The organism is Pseudoalteromonas sp. NFXS39 (genome assembly GCF_040148775.1).
GTDB classification, from domain to species: Bacteria; Pseudomonadota; Gammaproteobacteria; order Enterobacterales; family Alteromonadaceae; genus Pseudoalteromonas; species Pseudoalteromonas apostichopi.
In genome coordinates this window covers 97,276-114,527 of record NZ_JAGDEC010000004.1, presented here as the reverse complement: position 1 = coordinate 114,527, position 17,252 = coordinate 97,276, and the positions used below count along the sequence as shown (strand labels likewise).

General features: G+C 40.3%; 16 protein-coding genes. 10 read left to right on the top strand and 6 right to left on the bottom strand.

Going from position 1 to position 17,252, the window contains the following annotated elements; genetic code table 11:
• The first annotated feature begins 95 nt into the window (after positions 1-95).
• Entirely contained in the window at positions 96-1,217 is a 1,122-nt protein-coding gene (locus J3455_RS09135; RefSeq protein WP_349561576.1) for a sterol desaturase family protein, read from the top strand.
• Between the two features lie 41 nt (positions 1,218-1,258).
• Here J3455_RS09135 and J3455_RS09130 read toward each other — a convergent pair whose 3' ends face one another.
• From J3455_RS09130 to J3455_RS09120, 3 genes are all read right to left on the bottom strand, one after another.
• The gene (locus J3455_RS09130) at positions 1,259-2,533 is read right to left on the bottom strand and encodes a protein kinase (protein ID WP_349561574.1); all 1,275 of its coding nucleotides are present in this window, start codon (positions 2,531-2,533) and stop codon (positions 1,259-1,261) included.
• A 53-nt stretch (positions 2,534-2,586) separates the two neighbouring features.
• Entirely contained in the window at positions 2,587-3,300 is a 714-nt protein-coding gene (locus J3455_RS09125; RefSeq protein ID WP_349561573.1) for a YebC/PmpR family DNA-binding transcriptional regulator, read from the bottom strand.
• 74 nt (positions 3,301-3,374) lie between these two features.
• Positions 3,375-5,117, bottom strand: a complete 1,743-nt coding sequence (locus tag J3455_RS09120) for an ABCB family ABC transporter ATP-binding protein/permease (protein WP_502935096.1) — start codon at positions 5,115-5,117, stop codon at positions 3,375-3,377.
• Positions 5,118-5,326: 209 nt separating this feature from the next.
• Between J3455_RS09120 and J3455_RS09115 the strand changes: the two genes are divergently transcribed.
• The 9 genes from J3455_RS09115 (at position 5,327) to J3455_RS09075 (ending at position 14,007) form a co-directional block, all read left to right on the top strand.
• Positions 5,327-6,373 (top strand): NAD(P)-dependent alcohol dehydrogenase, encoded by a 1,047-nt coding sequence (locus tag J3455_RS09115; RefSeq protein WP_250660956.1) that lies wholly within the window; start codon positions 5,327-5,329, stop codon positions 6,371-6,373.
• Positions 6,374-6,513: 140 nt separating this feature from the next.
• On the top strand, positions 6,514-6,951 hold the full coding sequence (locus J3455_RS09110) for a hypothetical protein (protein ID WP_349561571.1): 438 nt from the start codon (positions 6,514-6,516) through the stop codon (positions 6,949-6,951).
• A 74-nt stretch (positions 6,952-7,025) separates the two neighbouring features.
• Positions 7,026-8,837 (top strand): protein translocase subunit SecD, encoded by a 1,812-nt coding sequence (gene secD / locus J3455_RS09105; protein WP_130051357.1) that lies wholly within the window; start codon positions 7,026-7,028, stop codon positions 8,835-8,837.
• Entirely contained in the window at positions 8,834-9,754 is a 921-nt protein-coding gene (gene secF / locus J3455_RS09100) for a protein translocase subunit SecF (protein WP_130051358.1), read from the top strand. The genes secD and secF overlap by 4 nt, the downstream gene beginning before the upstream one ends.
• 76 nt (positions 9,755-9,830) lie before the next feature.
• Positions 9,831-10,307, top strand: a complete 477-nt coding sequence (locus J3455_RS09095; protein WP_130051359.1) for a GreA/GreB family elongation factor — start codon at positions 9,831-9,833, stop codon at positions 10,305-10,307.
• Between the two features lie 200 nt (positions 10,308-10,507).
• A complete protein-coding gene (locus J3455_RS09090; protein WP_130051360.1) occupies positions 10,508-11,902 on the top strand; it encodes a RimK family ATP-grasp domain-containing protein in 1,395 nt (464 codons plus the stop codon).
• The gene (locus J3455_RS09085; RefSeq protein WP_130051361.1) at positions 11,902-13,005 is read left to right on the top strand and encodes a GNAT family N-acetyltransferase/peptidase C39 family protein; all 1,104 of its coding nucleotides are present in this window, start codon (positions 11,902-11,904) and stop codon (positions 13,003-13,005) included. The genes J3455_RS09090 and J3455_RS09085 overlap by 1 nt, the downstream gene beginning before the upstream one ends.
• A gap of 30 nt (positions 13,006-13,035) precedes the next feature.
• The gene (locus J3455_RS09080) at positions 13,036-13,530 is read left to right on the top strand and encodes an MgtC/SapB family protein (RefSeq protein WP_130051362.1); all 495 of its coding nucleotides are present in this window, start codon (positions 13,036-13,038) and stop codon (positions 13,528-13,530) included.
• 33 nt (positions 13,531-13,563) lie between these two features.
• Positions 13,564-14,007: a GNAT family N-acetyltransferase gene (locus tag J3455_RS09075; protein WP_178927028.1), complete on the top strand. Its 444-nt coding sequence runs from the start codon at positions 13,564-13,566 to the stop codon at positions 14,005-14,007.
• Here J3455_RS09075 and J3455_RS09070 read toward each other — a convergent pair.
• The 3 genes from J3455_RS09070 to J3455_RS09060 all read right to left on the bottom strand — a co-directional run bounded on the left by J3455_RS09070 (position 13,984) and on the right by J3455_RS09060 (position 17,220).
• Positions 13,984-14,883 (bottom strand): S41 family peptidase, encoded by a 900-nt coding sequence (locus tag J3455_RS09070; RefSeq protein WP_178927027.1) that lies wholly within the window; start codon positions 14,881-14,883, stop codon positions 13,984-13,986. The two genes, J3455_RS09075 and J3455_RS09070, sit on opposite strands and share 24 nt — an antisense overlap.
• Before the next feature lie 6 nt (positions 14,884-14,889).
• Positions 14,890-16,089: a GAF domain-containing sensor histidine kinase gene (locus J3455_RS09065; RefSeq protein WP_130051365.1), complete on the bottom strand. Its 1,200-nt coding sequence runs from the start codon at positions 16,087-16,089 to the stop codon at positions 14,890-14,892.
• A gap of 120 nt (positions 16,090-16,209) precedes the next feature.
• Positions 16,210-17,220 (bottom strand): GlxA family transcriptional regulator, encoded by a 1,011-nt coding sequence (locus J3455_RS09060; RefSeq protein ID WP_130051366.1) that lies wholly within the window; start codon positions 17,218-17,220, stop codon positions 16,210-16,212.
• Positions 17,221-17,252: the final 32 nt, after the last annotated feature.

The following is a 17,252-nucleotide window of genomic DNA, read 5'->3' as shown; positions in this document are numbered from 1 at the left end:
TTTTATTTACACATTTTCGTGATGACTCAGCGTACATTTGTTCCTAAATTCTTCTGTGTTATGCTGCAAAAAATTGATAAATGGATTTTTATATCATGACTCGTCTTTATCATCGGTTATTTCGGGCTGAGCAGTTTCAAGTGGGTGAAGGCAATATCAGTGGCTATATTGCCTGCTTCTTAGCGATTTTATCCTGTTTAGGAGTATTAGCTTTTCACTTTCCTGAGTACTTAACGACGCCAGAGCTTCGACAAAACTACAGCGTTGAGTTTTTGCGTCAGCTAATGTTCGTGGCACTAATTATTTCAGGCAGTTTAGGCTTGTTGAACTTTGTTCGTAACACTAACAAACGACTCGGTGCAACAGCTTGGGTGCTGATACTTCTTGCTATTGCATTTGGTGGCCCGAATGTTCAAGTGGGCGATTTTAGAGATGATACGCCATACCTAGGGCTTGATTGGTTCATTCTTGATTTACTTGGCTCCACACTGATTTTTATTTTAATTGAGAAGCTGCTACCGCACCGCAAAGAGCAAAAAATTCTCCGCTCTGAGTGGCAAGGCGATTTAAATCATTTCTTTGTAAATCATTTAATTATCGGTTTTGTGCTTCTTGCAACCAATCAGTTTGTGCATCACGCATTTGGCTGGGCTGTATCTGATACTGTGCAAGGCTTTATTATAGAAATGCCATTTTTACTCCAGCTCTTTTTAATTATTTTAGTGGCCGATTTAATGCAATACTTTGTGCACAGGGCTTATCACGAAGTACCTCTGCTTTGGCGTTTTCATGCCGTGCATCATAGTGCAAAAGAAATGGATTGGCTCGCAGGCTCACGTCAGCATATTTTAGAAATATTAGTGACGCGTAGCTTAGTACTTACGCCTATTTTTGTACTGGGCTTTCCATCTGAAGTCATTAGCCTTTATGTGATTATTGTTGGCTTTCAGGCTGTGTTTAACCATGCCAATGTTCGCGTAAATTTTGGTTGGTTAAAGTATTTTCTGGTTACTCCTCAGTTTCATCATTGGCACCATTCATCTGATAAAGCGGCCATTGACCGTAACTATGCAGCGCATTTTTCTTTTTTAGATTATCTATTTGGCACCGCTGTAAAAGGTCAAGCAGAGTGGCCCGATAAATATGGTGTGGTTGGCGATTACATGCCCGAAGGAATGTTAAAGCAGCAGCTGTTTCCGTTTAACAGGCAAAAATAAAGCCTCAGTGAGGCTTTGTTTATAGGCAAATTAGTATTAAATCATAATCGCGCAAGCAGCTCAGAAAAGCGAGGTCGTTTTTCTGAGTTGAGTACCAAGCACTCTTGGGCTATGTCGGCAAGCATCTTTGTAATGTCATTTTGTTCAGTCACAACAGTCAGTAAATCATCGATAAAATAACCGAGGGCACGTACTTCAATGCCTTCTAATAGCTGTTGTTGAGTTGGCATTAGCATCGATAAATCGGTTGCGGCACCAAAGTCACCAAACAATAAATCGCCTTGTGAATTGATCATGCTGTTATGGGCATAAATGTCACCATGGCTAACTTGCTTTTTATGCAAATGGGCGAGGGTACTTGTCATTTGTTGAATGATTTTTAGCACCATTTCTGGCGTGTACTGGCAGTTGTCTTCGAATGTGTCACGGGTACAACTTGCAAGTGATGGTGGTAAACCAAGGTTCGTAAACTCTTTATTGATCAGCTCCATTACTAAACCCAGTTGTGACTCTTCATCAACATAGCCCAACGCTTTAATTAGGTTTGGGTGCTCACTTGCTTGTAAACAGCAATTAAGCTCATCGAGTGGGTAGCCATCACTGGTGATCTCGCCTTTAAATAACTTAAGGGCAACAGGTCGTTGATGCCAGTTTGCGAAGTGAATAACCCCAGATGCGCCTTGGCCAATCTGCTTTTTAACATCGATTTCATCCAGTGCTATTTGGCTAAACAGCTCACAATGTAAGCAGGTTGAACGATTTAAATCGTTACCAGAGAAGGCAAGCCAAGCAAGTTTAGGTAAGGCTAAAAGCCAATCTGCAACTTTTGTAAGCTTATTGGCGCTTAAACGTATTAGCTCAAGCTCTTTACAATTAGCCATTGAGGCTGGCAAATGTGTTAACTGATTGCCGGCCAGTGCCAGCTTTTTAAGCTGACTGTACTCACCAAATGTATCCGGCAAAGCGGGGATTTGATTATCAGTTAAGATCAGCCATTCAATTTTCGTTGGCAAACAGTGTGCTTTAAATTCAGTAATTTGATTACTTTTAAATGCCACCATGATTAAGTTTGGGCATTGTCTTAGCACGTCAGGTATGTGTTTAAACTGATTAAATGATAAAAACAGTCGTTTTAGATTTTTTAATTTGTATAAATCGTCAGGTAAATCACTTAGCTGGTTATTAGATAAATCAAGGGTTTCTAACGTATCGGCTAGGGTATAAATTTCTTTTGGGAATTCAGTTAGTTCTGCAACAAGCTGAAGCCGTGTACAACCTTGTACAGAACCGGCTTTTAACTCTTCGAGGGTATTCAATGTTGATTCCTTTGTGCTAAAAGGTAAAAGGCCAACTTGGTTGGCCTTTTTAATTAAAACTGTGCGTTATGGTAAACGTTTTGTACGTCATCACAGTCTTCTAGCATGGCTAAAAAGCGTTCCATGACTTCAACGTCTTCACCTTCAATTGGTGCTTCTACTTGCGGCACAAAGGCAATTAGATCTTCGTGGAAATCAGTAATTCCCATTTCTTCAAGTGCTGTACGGGTGTTGTTGTATTCTGTGTGTGGAGCAAATACGGTGATTTTACCGTCTTCAACTTCTACATCTGTTACATCGACATCTGCTATCATCAATGCTTCTAATACTGCTTCGTCATCATCACCGTCAAAAACAAAAATAGCGAGGTGATCAAATAAGTGTGATACTGAATTTTGCGCACCAATTTTTGCATTTGCTTTAGTAAAACAAACACGTACGTCAGCGAAGGTACGTTTGTTGTTGTCGGTTAAGCAGTCAACAATGATCATACAGTTGCCCGGGCCGTAACCTTCATAGCGAGTTGCTACGTAATCTTCGCCGCCACCACCTTTGGCTTTATCGATTGCACGCTCGATTACATGCGTAGGTACTTGGTCTTTCTTAGCACGCTCAATTAAGCGACGAAGTGCTAAGTTGCCATCGGGATCAACACCACCATTCTTAGCGCAGATATAAATTTCTTTTCCGTACTTTGAATAAACTTTGGTTTTTGCACCCGCAGTTTTTGCCATTGAGTCTTTTTTGTTTTGATAAGCTCTGCCCATCTGCGTGTTGCCTTTTTGTTATAGATAAAAATAAAGCCGTTATTCTAATCATTTAACCTAGTAGTTAACAGTGTTTATTCGTCGCTTTGCTGTAACTGCCACATTCGAGCATATTCGCCATTCGCCGCAAGTAGCTGTTGGTGCTGACCTTGTTCAACAACTTGTCCTTGTTTCATAACAATAATTTTGTCTGCGTCGGTTATTGTTGATAAACGATGGGCAATGACTATGCTGGTGTGCTTTTGCGCGACTTCACGCATAGCACTTAAAATAGCTTGCTCTGAATGCGAATCAAGCGCTGATGTTGCCTCATCAAATAATAAAATAGGTGAACCCTTTAAAATGGCTCTGGCAATTGCTATACGTTGCTTTTCGCCGCCCGACACTTTTAAACCGCGCTCACCAACAAGGGTTTTATCGCCTTTATCTAGGCTTGCAATAAACCCATCTAAGTGGGCAAGGCTTATAGCTTTATCAATATCATCTTCGCTTGCCGTTGGATTTCCGTAGGCGATGTTTTCGCGAATGCTGGTGTTAAATAGCACGGTATCTTGCGGTACGATGGCAATAGCTTGGCGCAAACTTTCAAGTGTAACTGTGTTGATTGCTTGCTCATCAATATAAATTTTGCCCGCATCCACATCATAAAAGCGGTAAAGCAGGCGGCTTAAGGTACTTTTACCTGCGCCACTGGCACCGACAATCGCTACTTTACTGCCTGAAGTAACCTCAAAACTTAAATTATTTAAAATAGGCCGTTGTTTGTCGTAACTAAAAGAGACATTCTCAAATCGAATAGCTGCTTTTGTTGTAGTTAATGGTTTTGCATCTTTGTCATCGCTAATAGCGGCTTTTCGATTTAATAAGCCGAGCATGTTTTCAAGATCAGTTAGTGCACGGCGTATTTCACGATACACAAAGCCTAAAAAATTAAGAGGTAGAAATAGCTGGATCATGTAAGCATTGATCATCACAAGCTCACCTATGGTCAGCTCTTTATTGACCACTGAACTGGCACCTAGCCACATTAGTGCTGTAATAGCTGCGGCGATAATAAGTGCTTGCCCTGAATTTAGCGCCAGTAACGATAAACGATTTTTTAGCCTCGCTTGTTCCCACTTAGCTAAAAAGCTGTCGTAGGTGTTTGCTTCATAATGTTCATTGTTGAAGTACTTAACGGTTTCGTAATTTAGTAAGCTGTCGATAGCACGAGTATTTGAGTTGTTATCGGCAGTATTTGCTTCACGTATAAATCGGTTACGCCACTGAGTTACTATTACAGTAAAAGCAATGTAAATAGCGACAGCGATAACAGTGACTAATGCAAACCAAGGTGAAAACAAGGTCGCAAAAATAATGGCGACTGTGATTATTTCAAATAGGGTTGGCACGATGTTAAACATCAAAAAGCGCATTAAAAAGCTGAGGCCATTTGTACCACGCTCTATATCTCGACTAATACCGCCTGTTTGCCTATCAAGGTGAAAGGCTAATTCTAAACTATGTAAGTGTTTAAATACTTTTAAACCAATATGGCGCATAGCGTGCTCAGTAACACGGCCAAACAATGCATCGCGAACTTCACCAAAAAACACACTGGCAAAGCGCAGCAAACCATAGCCGATGAGCAGGGCAATAGGAACGCTTAATATCAGGTTGATACTAGAATCTACTGCGTCGATTATTTCTTTTAGTGCCCAAGGCATCAGCAATGTGGCCCCCTTGGCTGCAATAAGAGCTAGTACAGCCAAAATAACTCGGCCTTTAAAGGTCATTAAATAGGGCCAGAGTGTTTTGATGCTTTGTGATAGGTTCATTGCATCAGGCGATCTCGTTACCTGTTCTTTGCGGCTCATTCCACGCATGGGGGTCTCTTAAATCAATTTGATAAAAATAGGCAAAAGCTTTCGTGTTTTAGGCAAGTGTAATTTGTAAATTTACCTCTATACTGAGTGCAGTATACACCAGCGCATTAGCAAATTTGTTAATTGCATGAGTTAAACACGAAGAAAATTAAGGAGTAAGCATGAAAACCGTCGGTTATGCAGCACATGATTCTGAAAAACCATTAGAGCCGTATCATTTTGAACGCCGTGCACTTCGTGAAGAAGATGTATCAATTGAAATTCTTTATTGTGGCGTGTGTCATTCAGACTTACACACAGCAAAAAACGATTGGGGCTGGACTCAGTACCCAGTAGTACCGGGTCATGAAATTGTTGGCCGCGTTCTTGAAGTGGGTAGCGGCGTTACTAAATACAAAGTGGGCGATAATGTCGCTGTTGGTTGTATGGTAGATAGCTGTTTGAGCTGTGACCAATGTCATCATGGTGAAGAGCAGTTTTGTCGCGAAGGAATGGTGGGTACATACTCAGGGCAAGATCGTATCAGTGGCGAACTTACTCAAGGTGGGTATTCAAAACACATTGTGGTTCGTGAAGAGTTCGTACTCAATGTACCTAAAGGTTTAGACCTAGCGAAATGTGCGCCAATTCTATGTGCGGGTATCACAACTTATTCACCACTACGCACGTGGAATGTTGGCCCAGGCAGCCGTGTTGCGGTAATTGGTCTAGGTGGTTTGGGTCACATGGCAATTAAAATCGCAGCTGCAATGGGTGCACATGTTACGGCAATTAGCCGCAGTGATAAGAAAAAACAACAGGTTTTAGATTATGGTGCGAAAGACTTATTAGTCTCAAGTGATGAACAAGTGATGCAAGCACATGCTAATCAATTCGATCTAATTATTAATACCATACCCGTTAAACATGACTTTACACCTTATATGCCACTACTTGATATAGATGGTACCCAAGTGCTAGTTGGCCAAGTTGGTGAACTTGCAGAATCAAACTCTGTTCCACTTCTGCTTGGACGTCGCCGTGTTGCTGGCTCATTGATAGGTGGTATAGCACAAACCCAAGAGATCCTCGATTTCTGTGCGTTACATAATATTCTGCCAGAAGTTGAAATGATCAAAATGGAACAAATTAATGACGCTTTCGATAAATTAAAGCAAGGTGATATGGCCTCACGCTTTGTTATCGACATGTCATCATTAGAAGTTTAACTTGTTTAACAAAGTTAAATTAATAAGCGGGTCGAGTTAGGCTCGCTTTATTTTAGTTACTTTTATTTAAGTAATAACTTGTGTTTTATTTTTTTACCCTCATTATAGCTGTGTTATCCACTTAATTTATTGGTCAGTTCTTGTTACGGTTTTTCTCAGTCATTATCTTGCTATTTACTGTGTTCTTTAGTGCACAGAGCATGGCTGTGCCTGATACTCACTCACACTATGCTGCCACTAAATTGTTCCAAGTCGAGCTGACTAAAACCCCAGTTATTTCTCAAACTCATACAGCTAAGCATCCTAAACCGGTAGAACCATCGGGGTTTGATACCCTTGTGCCGCGTTTAACTGCCAGTAATTCATCATTGTTTCTTTACCATAGTCAGGTTGACCCTGATTACGAGCTATTAATTGAATTCTTTGCTGAAGATTGGGGAAAAGAGCACTTTTTAGCGCCACCAAGTGCTGTGCGCATGATCCCATGGTTTGCGTTAGCCACGCAACGTAAATCCCGCATTAGTGGCTGGAAAGACGCTAATCTCTTGTACAAAGCGAATACGACCTACCATAGCTAAACGACTTCCTTCGTTACTTTTTTATTTTTGGAATTAATTTTTTACCGGCTGAAAATGCTGGAAGGAAGTCATGTATGTCACATAAATCAAAGCCGGCGCTATGGCGTCGTCTAAAAATGAGTTATGTCGCTATGATAGCGGCGTGTATTTTATTAGCGGTTAGCGCACTACCTAATCTTTACCCTAACAAATCTTGGTTGCACATTAGCTTGCCAGATCAAACTGTGACGCTGCAAAGTGTGACAACGTCACTAAATCAACATGGTTTTGAAGTGTCTGAAGCTAATGATAGCCAAGCACAACTGGCTATTTTATTAGCTGAGCCTACTCAAAGTGCCAATGCACTGAGTTTTATAAAAACTCAATACCCACAGCTGGAAGCTAAAATTGTTGAGCATGCGACAAGCCCACAATGGCTTCAGCAGCTTGGTCTTTCACCGATTAAGTTAGGACTTGACTTAAATGGTGGGGTGCTATTTGTGCTTGATGTTGACCTAGATAAAGCAATGCAAGAGCACTTAAACAGTGTGTATCAACAAACTAAATTGACGCTTCGAAAAGACAAAATTCGTGGTATTAGAGCCAGTGAAGTAAAAGAAGGGGTTGAGCTGCAAATTTTACCAAGCGGTGAAGGGCAACTCCCAGGACTCATCTCAACCTTACAAGGTCAATTCAAAGGCCTGATGCAAACTAAATCAACGAGTAATAACCTAACCACAGTATTACTGCATTTTAATGAGCAAAGCCAAAGCGAATTCAATAAACAAGTCATGGCACAAAGCTTAACAACCCTGCGTGGACGTATTGAAGAGCTTGGCATCACAGAAGCGGTAACGCAAAGGCAAGGTAAGCAGCGCATTCGCATTGAGTTGCCAGGGGTACAAGATCCATCAGAAGCTAAACGCATTATTGGTGCAACAGCGACCCTAGATTTTTATCAGGTCGTCGAAGTGGGTGGTAAAGCGTTTAATGTGCAAGGTGGTGGCGTTGTTAATTTAAATCCTGTGGCGATTTTTTCAGGCGATCACATCAATAATGCCAGTGTTGGTAAAGATGAATGGGGCAAGCCTTTAGTCCAGCTTAGCTTAGACTCTCAAGGTGGCGACGCGATGTCTGCTTTTTCAAAGCACAATATAGGTAAGCCAATGGCTACGGTTTATTCTGAATACTCCCGGAATGCAAATGGCGAAGTTGTGAAAAAAAGCGAAGTGATCAATGTGGCAAACATTGCACAGCATTTAAGTTCTCGTTTTAGTATTACGAATATGAAAAGCCCACAAGCAGCTTACGATTTAGCGCTTTTACTTCGTGCAGGGTCGCTAACTGCACCAGTGACAATCGTTCAAGAACAAACCATAGGTCCAAGCTTAGGTAGTGAAAACATTGAACACGGATTAGCTGCTTTAATGCTTGGTATCGGTATTACCCTTGCATTTATGGCGCTTTGGTATCGTCGTTTAGGCCTGATTGCCAACATTGCGTTGTTACTTAATTTAACCGCTTTAGTCGGCTTAATGTCGTTATTACCTGGCGTGGTGTTGACATTACCGGGCATCGCAGGGCTTGTATTAACAATAGGCATGGCAGTTGATACTAATGTAATTATCTTTGAGCGAATAAAAGAGGAAAAACGTAAAGGTCGACCTACCTATCAAGCAATAGAGCAAGGCTATAACCAAGCATTTACGACCATTTTTGATGCCAATGTGACCACCATGATCACAGCTATCATTCTATACGCCATTGGTTATGGACCGGTGAAAGGTTTTGCAATTACATTAGCGCTCGGACTATTAACCAGCGTATTCACCGGTGTTTACATTTCAAAAGCGCTTAGCCAAACACTCTACATTAAACTGACAAATTTATCGGGGGCTAAAGCATGAGTTGGTCAACATTAACTGCAGCGAGTAAATCGCGCGTTTTAGGGTTATTGCTAAGCTGTGTTTTAGTCATCGCGAGCTTAGGTGTTTTATCTGTCAAAGGGCTAAACTTTGGCCTTGATTTTACAGGTGGCTACATCACTGAGATAAACACAACGTCAGTAACAACTATTGCTGATTTAAAGGCAAAGTTAAGTCCTGAAATTGCAAACAAATTAACCATAACTAAAGCGGGTGAATACCACTTTGTTTTAAGAGAAGCGCCAGAGCTTAGTGAAGCCAGCAATTGGCAATCAGAGCTGAATGAGCAAGGTGTAGAATTTACCGTGCTTTCAAGTTCTTTTTTAGGTTCACAAGTCGGTGATGAGCTTTTTGAGCAAGGCTGTTTAGCATTATTTGCAGCACTGATTGCCATTATGGTTTATTTAGCTGTACGTTTTGAATGGCGACTCGCGGTAGGCTCAGTGGTTGCACTGTTACATGATTTAATCTTAGTGCTTGGCTTGTTTTCCTTGTTAGGGCTTGAGTTTAATTTAACCGTGCTGGCGAGTTTACTGGCTATTATTGGCTATTCATTAAATGACTCAATTATTGTTGGCGACAGAGTTAGAGAGCTTTTACGTATTCAGCCAGACAATCAACGCATTAATACCCATGTTGTGATTAATGATGCAATTGGCTCTACGTTAACGCGTACATTGATCACCTCAGGCACAACACTTGCGACCATTGCTTGTATTTGGCTGCTTGCTGGCGCTGCATTAACGGGTTTTGCTATCGCGTTATTTGCAGGCATTGTGGTGGGCACCTTCTCATCGATTTGTATCGCCGCCACCTTACCGCAATTATTAGGGTTAAGTTCAGAAAATTACACCCAAACACTGGATGATAAAACCAAAGCCTATATGGATATGCCATAAGTCAGTTTTATAACTTACTTTCATCAGCCGCTATTTTTCCATAGAATAGCGGCTTTTCTGTTTTAACTGCTTTGATATGAATAAAACACACGTAATTGAACATTTACGCTTTGCGCTAGAGGCACAACTGCAAAACGCCAAAGCAGCGGCAAAAGCGGCTCATGATGCAGCAACCCACGAAGAAAGTGTTGCTGAAACTCAATACGATACCTTGGGTTTAGAAGCCGCTTATTTAGCGCAAGGGCAAGCTGAACGAGTTAATGAGTGCTACCGTGACATACAAGCATTCAATACAGTGTTTAAAGAAAGCGAATTTAATAAGGTTCGTGAAGGTGCATTAGTGTGTCTTGTCGATGAACAAGATAACTCAAAGTGGTTTTTTATGGGCCCAAGTGCAGGTGGCTTAGTAGTCACCGTAAAAGAACAGCCTATATATGTTGTAACCCGTGAAGCGCCGTTAGGTAAACAGCTGATTGGCAAGCAAATTGATGACGAAGTAACACTGACAATTGCAGGTAACGCACAGTTTTATAGCATTACAGAAATAGTCTGATCAAGAAAATTTATTAATCAGTAAATTTCATCTTCAAGTAAAAAATAACTCGTTGGTCACAAAGTAAAAAAACCTCTATAAATCACATCAAGCTTAATGCTTATAAGCACCCATCTAGTTAAGTGAAGTTTAGCCTCATGCGTTCACTTAATCGGCTGGGTGTTTTCATTTTTTTCATAAGACTTAATTTAGGAAAAGTCGTGTTTAAAACCTTGATTGTGGTTGATAACAATGAGCAACGTATTGCTCAAAATTTCGAAAATGTCATTACCTTTGACACCTACTTACGTGATTACCCAAAACATAATGAGCCAAAAACGCGTATTTTAAACTTGTGTGATACAGGGCAGTATTTAAGTAAAGGCTATTATTGCTCTTTGCTTGCTGAAGCAAGAAAGCATCAGGTATTACCGAGTGTAAAAACAATTAATGCACTACGTAGCGATGAGCATAGCACGCGTCATAAAGAGCTTGCTGGTTGTACTGTATTTTTTGGTCACACAGATCAAGAGCAGCAAAGCAAAGCAACTAAAGCATTATTCTCGCAATATCCTGCGCCTATTTTGGTGTGTGATGAACAAGGTGTTGTGAAGCAAGGTGCGATTGCATCATTAGATGACACTGGCTTTACAGAGTTTGTAAAGCAACTCAATAGCTTTACGATGTCAGTATGGCGCATTCACGATAAAAAACGTCGTTACCGTTGGGATATGGCCATATTGGTTGATCACCAAGAAAAAGTGCCGCCAAGTGATAAAGATGCCATTGCTAAATTTATTAAAGCAGCCGCTAAACATGGTATTTATGCTCAAGCACTTACATTTGATGAAATTACCAATATTGCACAATTTGATGCGTTGTTTATTCGTCAAACAACGGCCATCGACCATCCAACCTATCGTTTAGCGAGTAAAGCACAAAGCTTAGGGTTAGTGGTGATTGATGATGCAGAGTCGATACTGCGCTGCTGTAATAAAGTGTATTTGCACGATGCTTTTAATTATCAAAAAGTGCCGAGTTTAAAAACTCACGTTGTGGCTGATACAAGTGAAGAGACAATTGAAAGTTTAGAAGCAAACTTCAGCTACCCACTGGTATTAAAAATGCCAGAAGGCTCTTTCTCAAAAGGCGTATTTAAAGTTGCTAATCGTGATGAGTTAGTTGCTAAATTAACAGAGTTGTTTGAGTTCAGTGCACTTGTGCTTGCACAAGAGTACATGTACACCGAATACGACTGGCGTGTCGGGGTGTTAAATGGCCGTGCAATTTATGCGTGTCGTTATTTAATGGCGCGTAATCACTGGCAAATTTATAACCATGATGCAAAACGTTTCTTTTCTGGTGGCTTTGAAACCTTGCCAACATTTGAATTACCTAAAGTGGTACTCGATGCGGCGTTAAAAGCCTGCAAAACGGTAGGTAAAGGTTTGTATGGTGTTGACGTTAAAGAACATCAAGGTAAAGCATACGTGTTAGAAGTGAATGACAACCCAAGTATCGACCATAAAGTCGAAGATGCCTATTTAGGTGACGAGCTTTATATGATCATTATGGATGAGTTTAAACAACGCTTAGAAGCACGAGGCCGTGGTTAATGAACGCCTCTGTTTGTCAAATCCGTTTTGCTCAGGCAACGGATTTGGCGGCCCTTGTTGCCATTGAAGAACAAAGCTTTAGTCAAGATAGATTAAGTAGTCGTAGTTTAAAACGTTGGATCAGCGCAACGCATGGCTTACTGATGGTGGCCGAGATCGAGAACCAACTAGTTGGTTATGGCTTGGTTTGGTGTCACAAGGGGACGCGTCTTGCTCGGCTATATTCACTGGCGGTTTTGCAATCTCAGCAAGGCAAAGGCATTGCTTCAAAGTTACTGCTTGCGCTTGAAAACGAAACAGCTAAACGCGGCCGTTTATATATGCGTCTAGAAGTTGCGGTAAACAACCTATCGGCAATTTGCTTATATGAAAAACTGGGTTACCAGGTGTTTGGTCATTACAGTGATTATTATGATGACCATAGTGATGCCCATCGAATGCAAAAAAACATTCGACGTAATATCGAGTTTAATGCCGATAAACACACGCCTTGGTATCAGCAAACAACCGAGTTTACCTGTGGTCCTGCGGCGCTATTAATGGCAATGTCATCCTTGAATGATACCGCAATGAGCCAACTCAAAGAGCTGGATATATGGCGTGAAGCCACGACTATCTTCATGACTTCAGGGCATGGCGGTTGTCACCCTCTAGGGTTAGCGCTTGCTGCAATGAAACGTGGTTTTAAAGCTGATGTAGTTTTAAATACCCGTGATACTTTGTTTATTGACGGGGTAAGAAGCGAAAAGAAAAAAGCCATTTTGCATACCGTACACAATCAGTTTGTGGCTGAAGCAATCGCTGCAAAACTGCCTGTGAGGTATCAAGAGTTAACCTTGGCCTCCATTGAAGATTGGCTTGCGGAGGGTAAAGCGGTGGTGTTATTGATCAGTACCTATCGATTTGATGGTAAAAAGTCACCGCATTGGGTGTGTGTAACGCATATTGATGAGCATTGCTTGTACGTGCATGACCCGTTTTGTGAAAACGAAAAACAATTGGCGATTGATTGTCAGCATGTCCCAATAACCAAAGCCGATTTTAACAAAATGGCTAGTTTTGGTTCATCAAGACTCAGCACTGCGATGGCCTTTTATTTATAATTTTAATTGTTAGTTTGATTTGGAAGTACAGTGACTCTGAGTAGTTTATTTGATATTGCCCCTTATTCTTGGTCAGCAATTGGTAGCGCCGCATTTTGCGGCGCAATTATTGGTATGGAGCGTCAATTACGAGGTAAGCCTGTTGGTATTCGTACCTCCGCATTGATTGTGTTAGGTACTTATTTATTTCTTGCTACAGCATTTATGTTACATGGCGATGTGATAGACCATTCACGTGTTGTAGGCCAAATTATTACCGGTATCGGCTTTTTAGGTGCGGGTGTGATGCTTGCGAAAGATGGTGCGGTTGTTGGAGTAACTTCCGCAGCAACTATTTGGGTATTAGCCTCTATAGGTGTTGTGATTGCCACTGATAACTTGTTAGCTGCAATTAAACTTTCGGTATTAGTGGTCGTTATTTTATATGGCGTAGATGTACTTGAAGCTAAATTTAAGAGCTTAGGTCGCGGTGTGCATGTTCGTGTAAAACGCTATTCAAAGTTGTATTATCGAAAAGAAAAGTGAAGTTAGATAATAGAAGTTAGATTAGAGTGATTCATGGAGCCTTGTTACACAATAAAGCCGTCCTGTTTAGAAGATTTGTTACTTGTTGATAGTCAAATTCCTGAGTTTGATGGCCGAAATAGCCTCAGTAAATTACAAGCACGGTGTGCAGATGTTGAGCATCTAGCTTTAGTTGCTTATATCGAAAATGAGCCTGTGGCCTACAAATTGGGTTATGAGCTAGATTCAAACACCTTTTATAGCTGGCTTGGTGCAGTTGCGCCAAAATGTAGAGGGCAGGGCATAGCTCAATCATTATTAAACGCGCAAGAAGCTTGGGTTAAGACCAATAATTACCGAGTTATAATGGTTAAGTCTATGAACCGTTTTCCTGCAATGCTGAATATGCTTATCAAAAATGGTTATGCAATAGTGGGTTATGAGGACAGAGGTAGCCCACAAACTAGTCAGATTTTATTCTCCAAAGTCTTTGATTAGCGTACTAAATTCTAGACTACTCATGCTAGGTTTGATTCCATTTTTAAACGTTTGCCCATGAATATTGGCCATCTCGCCTGTTGTTAAAACAAGAATACTTTCGTCACTGAGCTCAAACGGAGTATTGACAGTAGCTAAGCCACACGTTTTCTCCCCAACAAGTGTTACATTATTAAGAGAAGATAGCCCAATTGCCAATGCTTCAGCTGAACTAGCGACGCTAGAATCAATCAAAACAAAAATCCCGATAGGCTGATGTTTTAAATGATAAGTATCTGGTTGAAAATTGATTTTTTGTAGCGTGCTTTCATGGGCTATTCCATCTTTAAATCCAAATCTAGTAATGCTTCCAGATGACAAATGGAATTCACCTAATGTTTGTGTAGCGTCGAAAAAAGGGGAAAGTGCTTGCAACATCGGCCACATATTGCCGCCGCTATTTTTTCTTAAATCAATAATCCAGTATCGAGAATTCTCGTTGTCTTGAGATCTTATATTATTGATTGAATTACGAACATATTGAGATTTTTCTTCCGTTGTTGTCGCACCAATACTGGAAACTTTTAGATAAGCAAGTTTACCTTTTTGAAAACTCAGCTTAATTTTACTGTTATTAACACAGCGTTTTTTGGCGCTGAAAAAAATTATATTTGAATCTTTATCCTTGAGATAAGTATGAGGTTCATTGAGTGATTTAAGAAGTGTTGCAACGTTTGGAGTCTTATAGCCAAGATAGGCTGATTTGTCTGAATAATCATTTTTACGGATAAAGTGCTTGTTAATTAATTGCTTTACTTCATCATAATTTGGCTCTGCTTCAACAAAAGAAGAAATTAGAGTAAATAACATCAATGTAAAAAAGTATGATTTCTTCATTAAAACTTACTTCGGCAAACTAATTAAAAAGTGAGCGCCGTTGTTACTTTCTTGAACACAGATTTCACCTTGTAGTTGTTGAGTAACTATTTTCTTCGCAATGCTGAGGCCAAGCCCAATACCTGATTGGTTGTTTTTACCTTTATAAAATGGGGTGAAAATGGAGTTTTGTTCACTTATGCTGATACCGGTGCCATTATCGGAGTAGTGAATTTTTAATACCTCATCAAAATCATAAATATCAATTTCTATAGCAGGGTTTTCGATGTTGTTGAACGCATGCTCAATTGAGTTTTGCTGCAAAATAAAAAGTACTTGTTTTAGCAAGTCTATTTCAACTTCGAATTGGCTATGAGGGTTTTGATAATTAATATCTAATTTGATACCACGATGTTTTATTTGCTCTTCTAAATGCTTATACAATGACTCCGAAAGCTGAGTTAACGTCATGATTGTTTTAGTTGATTGTGATTTTGTATAGAGCAAATCCTGTAAAATTCTTATCTTATAGGCGCAAGTAGTTAAATTGCGACTTACTAGTTCATGAGTGTCTAACAAAGTGTTTAGTGTATTTTGCAGTGTTTGCTGACTCAAGCATTTCTGTGTAAGCCTATTTTGAGTTTCTGTCACTGTTTGTTGAGTGAAATCAACGGCTGTTATGCAGTTACCTAAAGGAGTATTGACCTCATGGGCAATGCCACGAATTAAAGTGGCAAGTTCAGTAAATTGGTTTTGTTCAAGCGATTGTTTCTGTTGGTAAAGTAATTTTAGTTGGGTCTCAAAGCTTTGTTTTATTGTTTCGAGTAGTTTTATCACTGGCTCGTTGTATTCATGGGGCTTGCTATCAAGGATACATATTGTACCAAATGGCGTTGTATCGCCAGCAGAAATGGGCAAACCTAAGTAGGAAACCATATTGAGCTTGATATCAGGGTTTTCTTTCCAATCATCATCAATAAGTGCATTAGGTATATTCAGCAGTTTCTGGTTTTTTACAACATGCTCGCAATAAAGGCCTGAATTTTTAAACTTTTCACTGTCGCCTATTTCGTATGGGTTTAATTGGTTTGCATTTTTAGAAAATACACTAATAATATTATTTTCGACCTTCATTACTAAAGCGACAGGCACATCGGCAAACAGTGCTAATACTTCAAGGGTTTTATTCCAACTCTCAACTAATTCATCATAATCAGGCTGATACATTATTTGAACTCAATTAAATACAAATACTACTAAGTGATAGCTTAGTAACAAATTCTAATTGAGCAACATAAATGCTCCATATCAGATTTTATTGTTCTTCAATCAGTAATTTCTTATTAATTAACCAAACAGTTTACGCCTAACTACTGTGCGATATTCACTTGGTGTTTGTGAAAGCACTTTCTTAAATACCCTTGTTAAATGACCTTGGTCGTTATATCCGACTTCTAGTGCTACCTCTTGAATAGATAAATTTGATGAGGCTAATAACTCTTTTGCCGTTTGAACACGCAGCTGTTGCCAATATTCAACGGGTGTTTGGCTGGTGGCTTGACGAAAGCGGCGTGTAAAGGTGCGGTAGCTTAAACTAAATTGCGCCGCAATTTCTTGCAGGGTCAGTTCGGAGGTTAAATTGTTTTTCAGCCAAAATTGAATTTGCGCAATAAGTTCATCAGGGTGCTTATCAACCGCACCTTCTAGATAACGTTGATCTTCATAGGGCTTACGAATCTCATGAGAGAAATTACGTTCAACATGTTGCGCTGCTGCTCGACCATAATATTGGCTAATAATATGGACTATAACGTCTGCAAGGGCATTTAAACTGGCAACTGTATACATACGCTCAGATTGAGTAATAAAAAAGTCAGGTTTAAGCTGCACTTTAGGGTAGTCACGTTTAAATTGCTCTGCGTAATGCCAGTGGGTGGTAGCAGGGTGACCATCAAGTAATCCAGCCTCAGCAACTAAACAGTTGCCAGTACCTACACCAATGATATGACTGCCTTGCCGCCAAGAATCGCCAAGCCAGTCAACCAAGCTTTGCTGTTTGCTTACTACAGGTCGCGGGTTGCGCCAAATACCAGGGACAATAATTAACTCACTAGCTGGCGCTGAGGCAGTTTCGCAATCGGGCATTATTGCTAGCCCCGTGCGGTTGGGGATCGCTTTTATGCTAGTTGCTACTAAGTTGATGTTGAGAGGTTTAAATTCGTTATGCTGATGATGGCTTTTGGCAAAGGCCTCGCCGGCTCTAAGCATTTCTATAGGTAAGGTTAAACTAGTTATTAGTAAGTGTGGATAAACCAAAATACTAATTTCTATGGCTTTTTGATGTTGAAGTTTCGTCACTGAAATTGCTCCGACCAGTTGTTTTTGGCCTT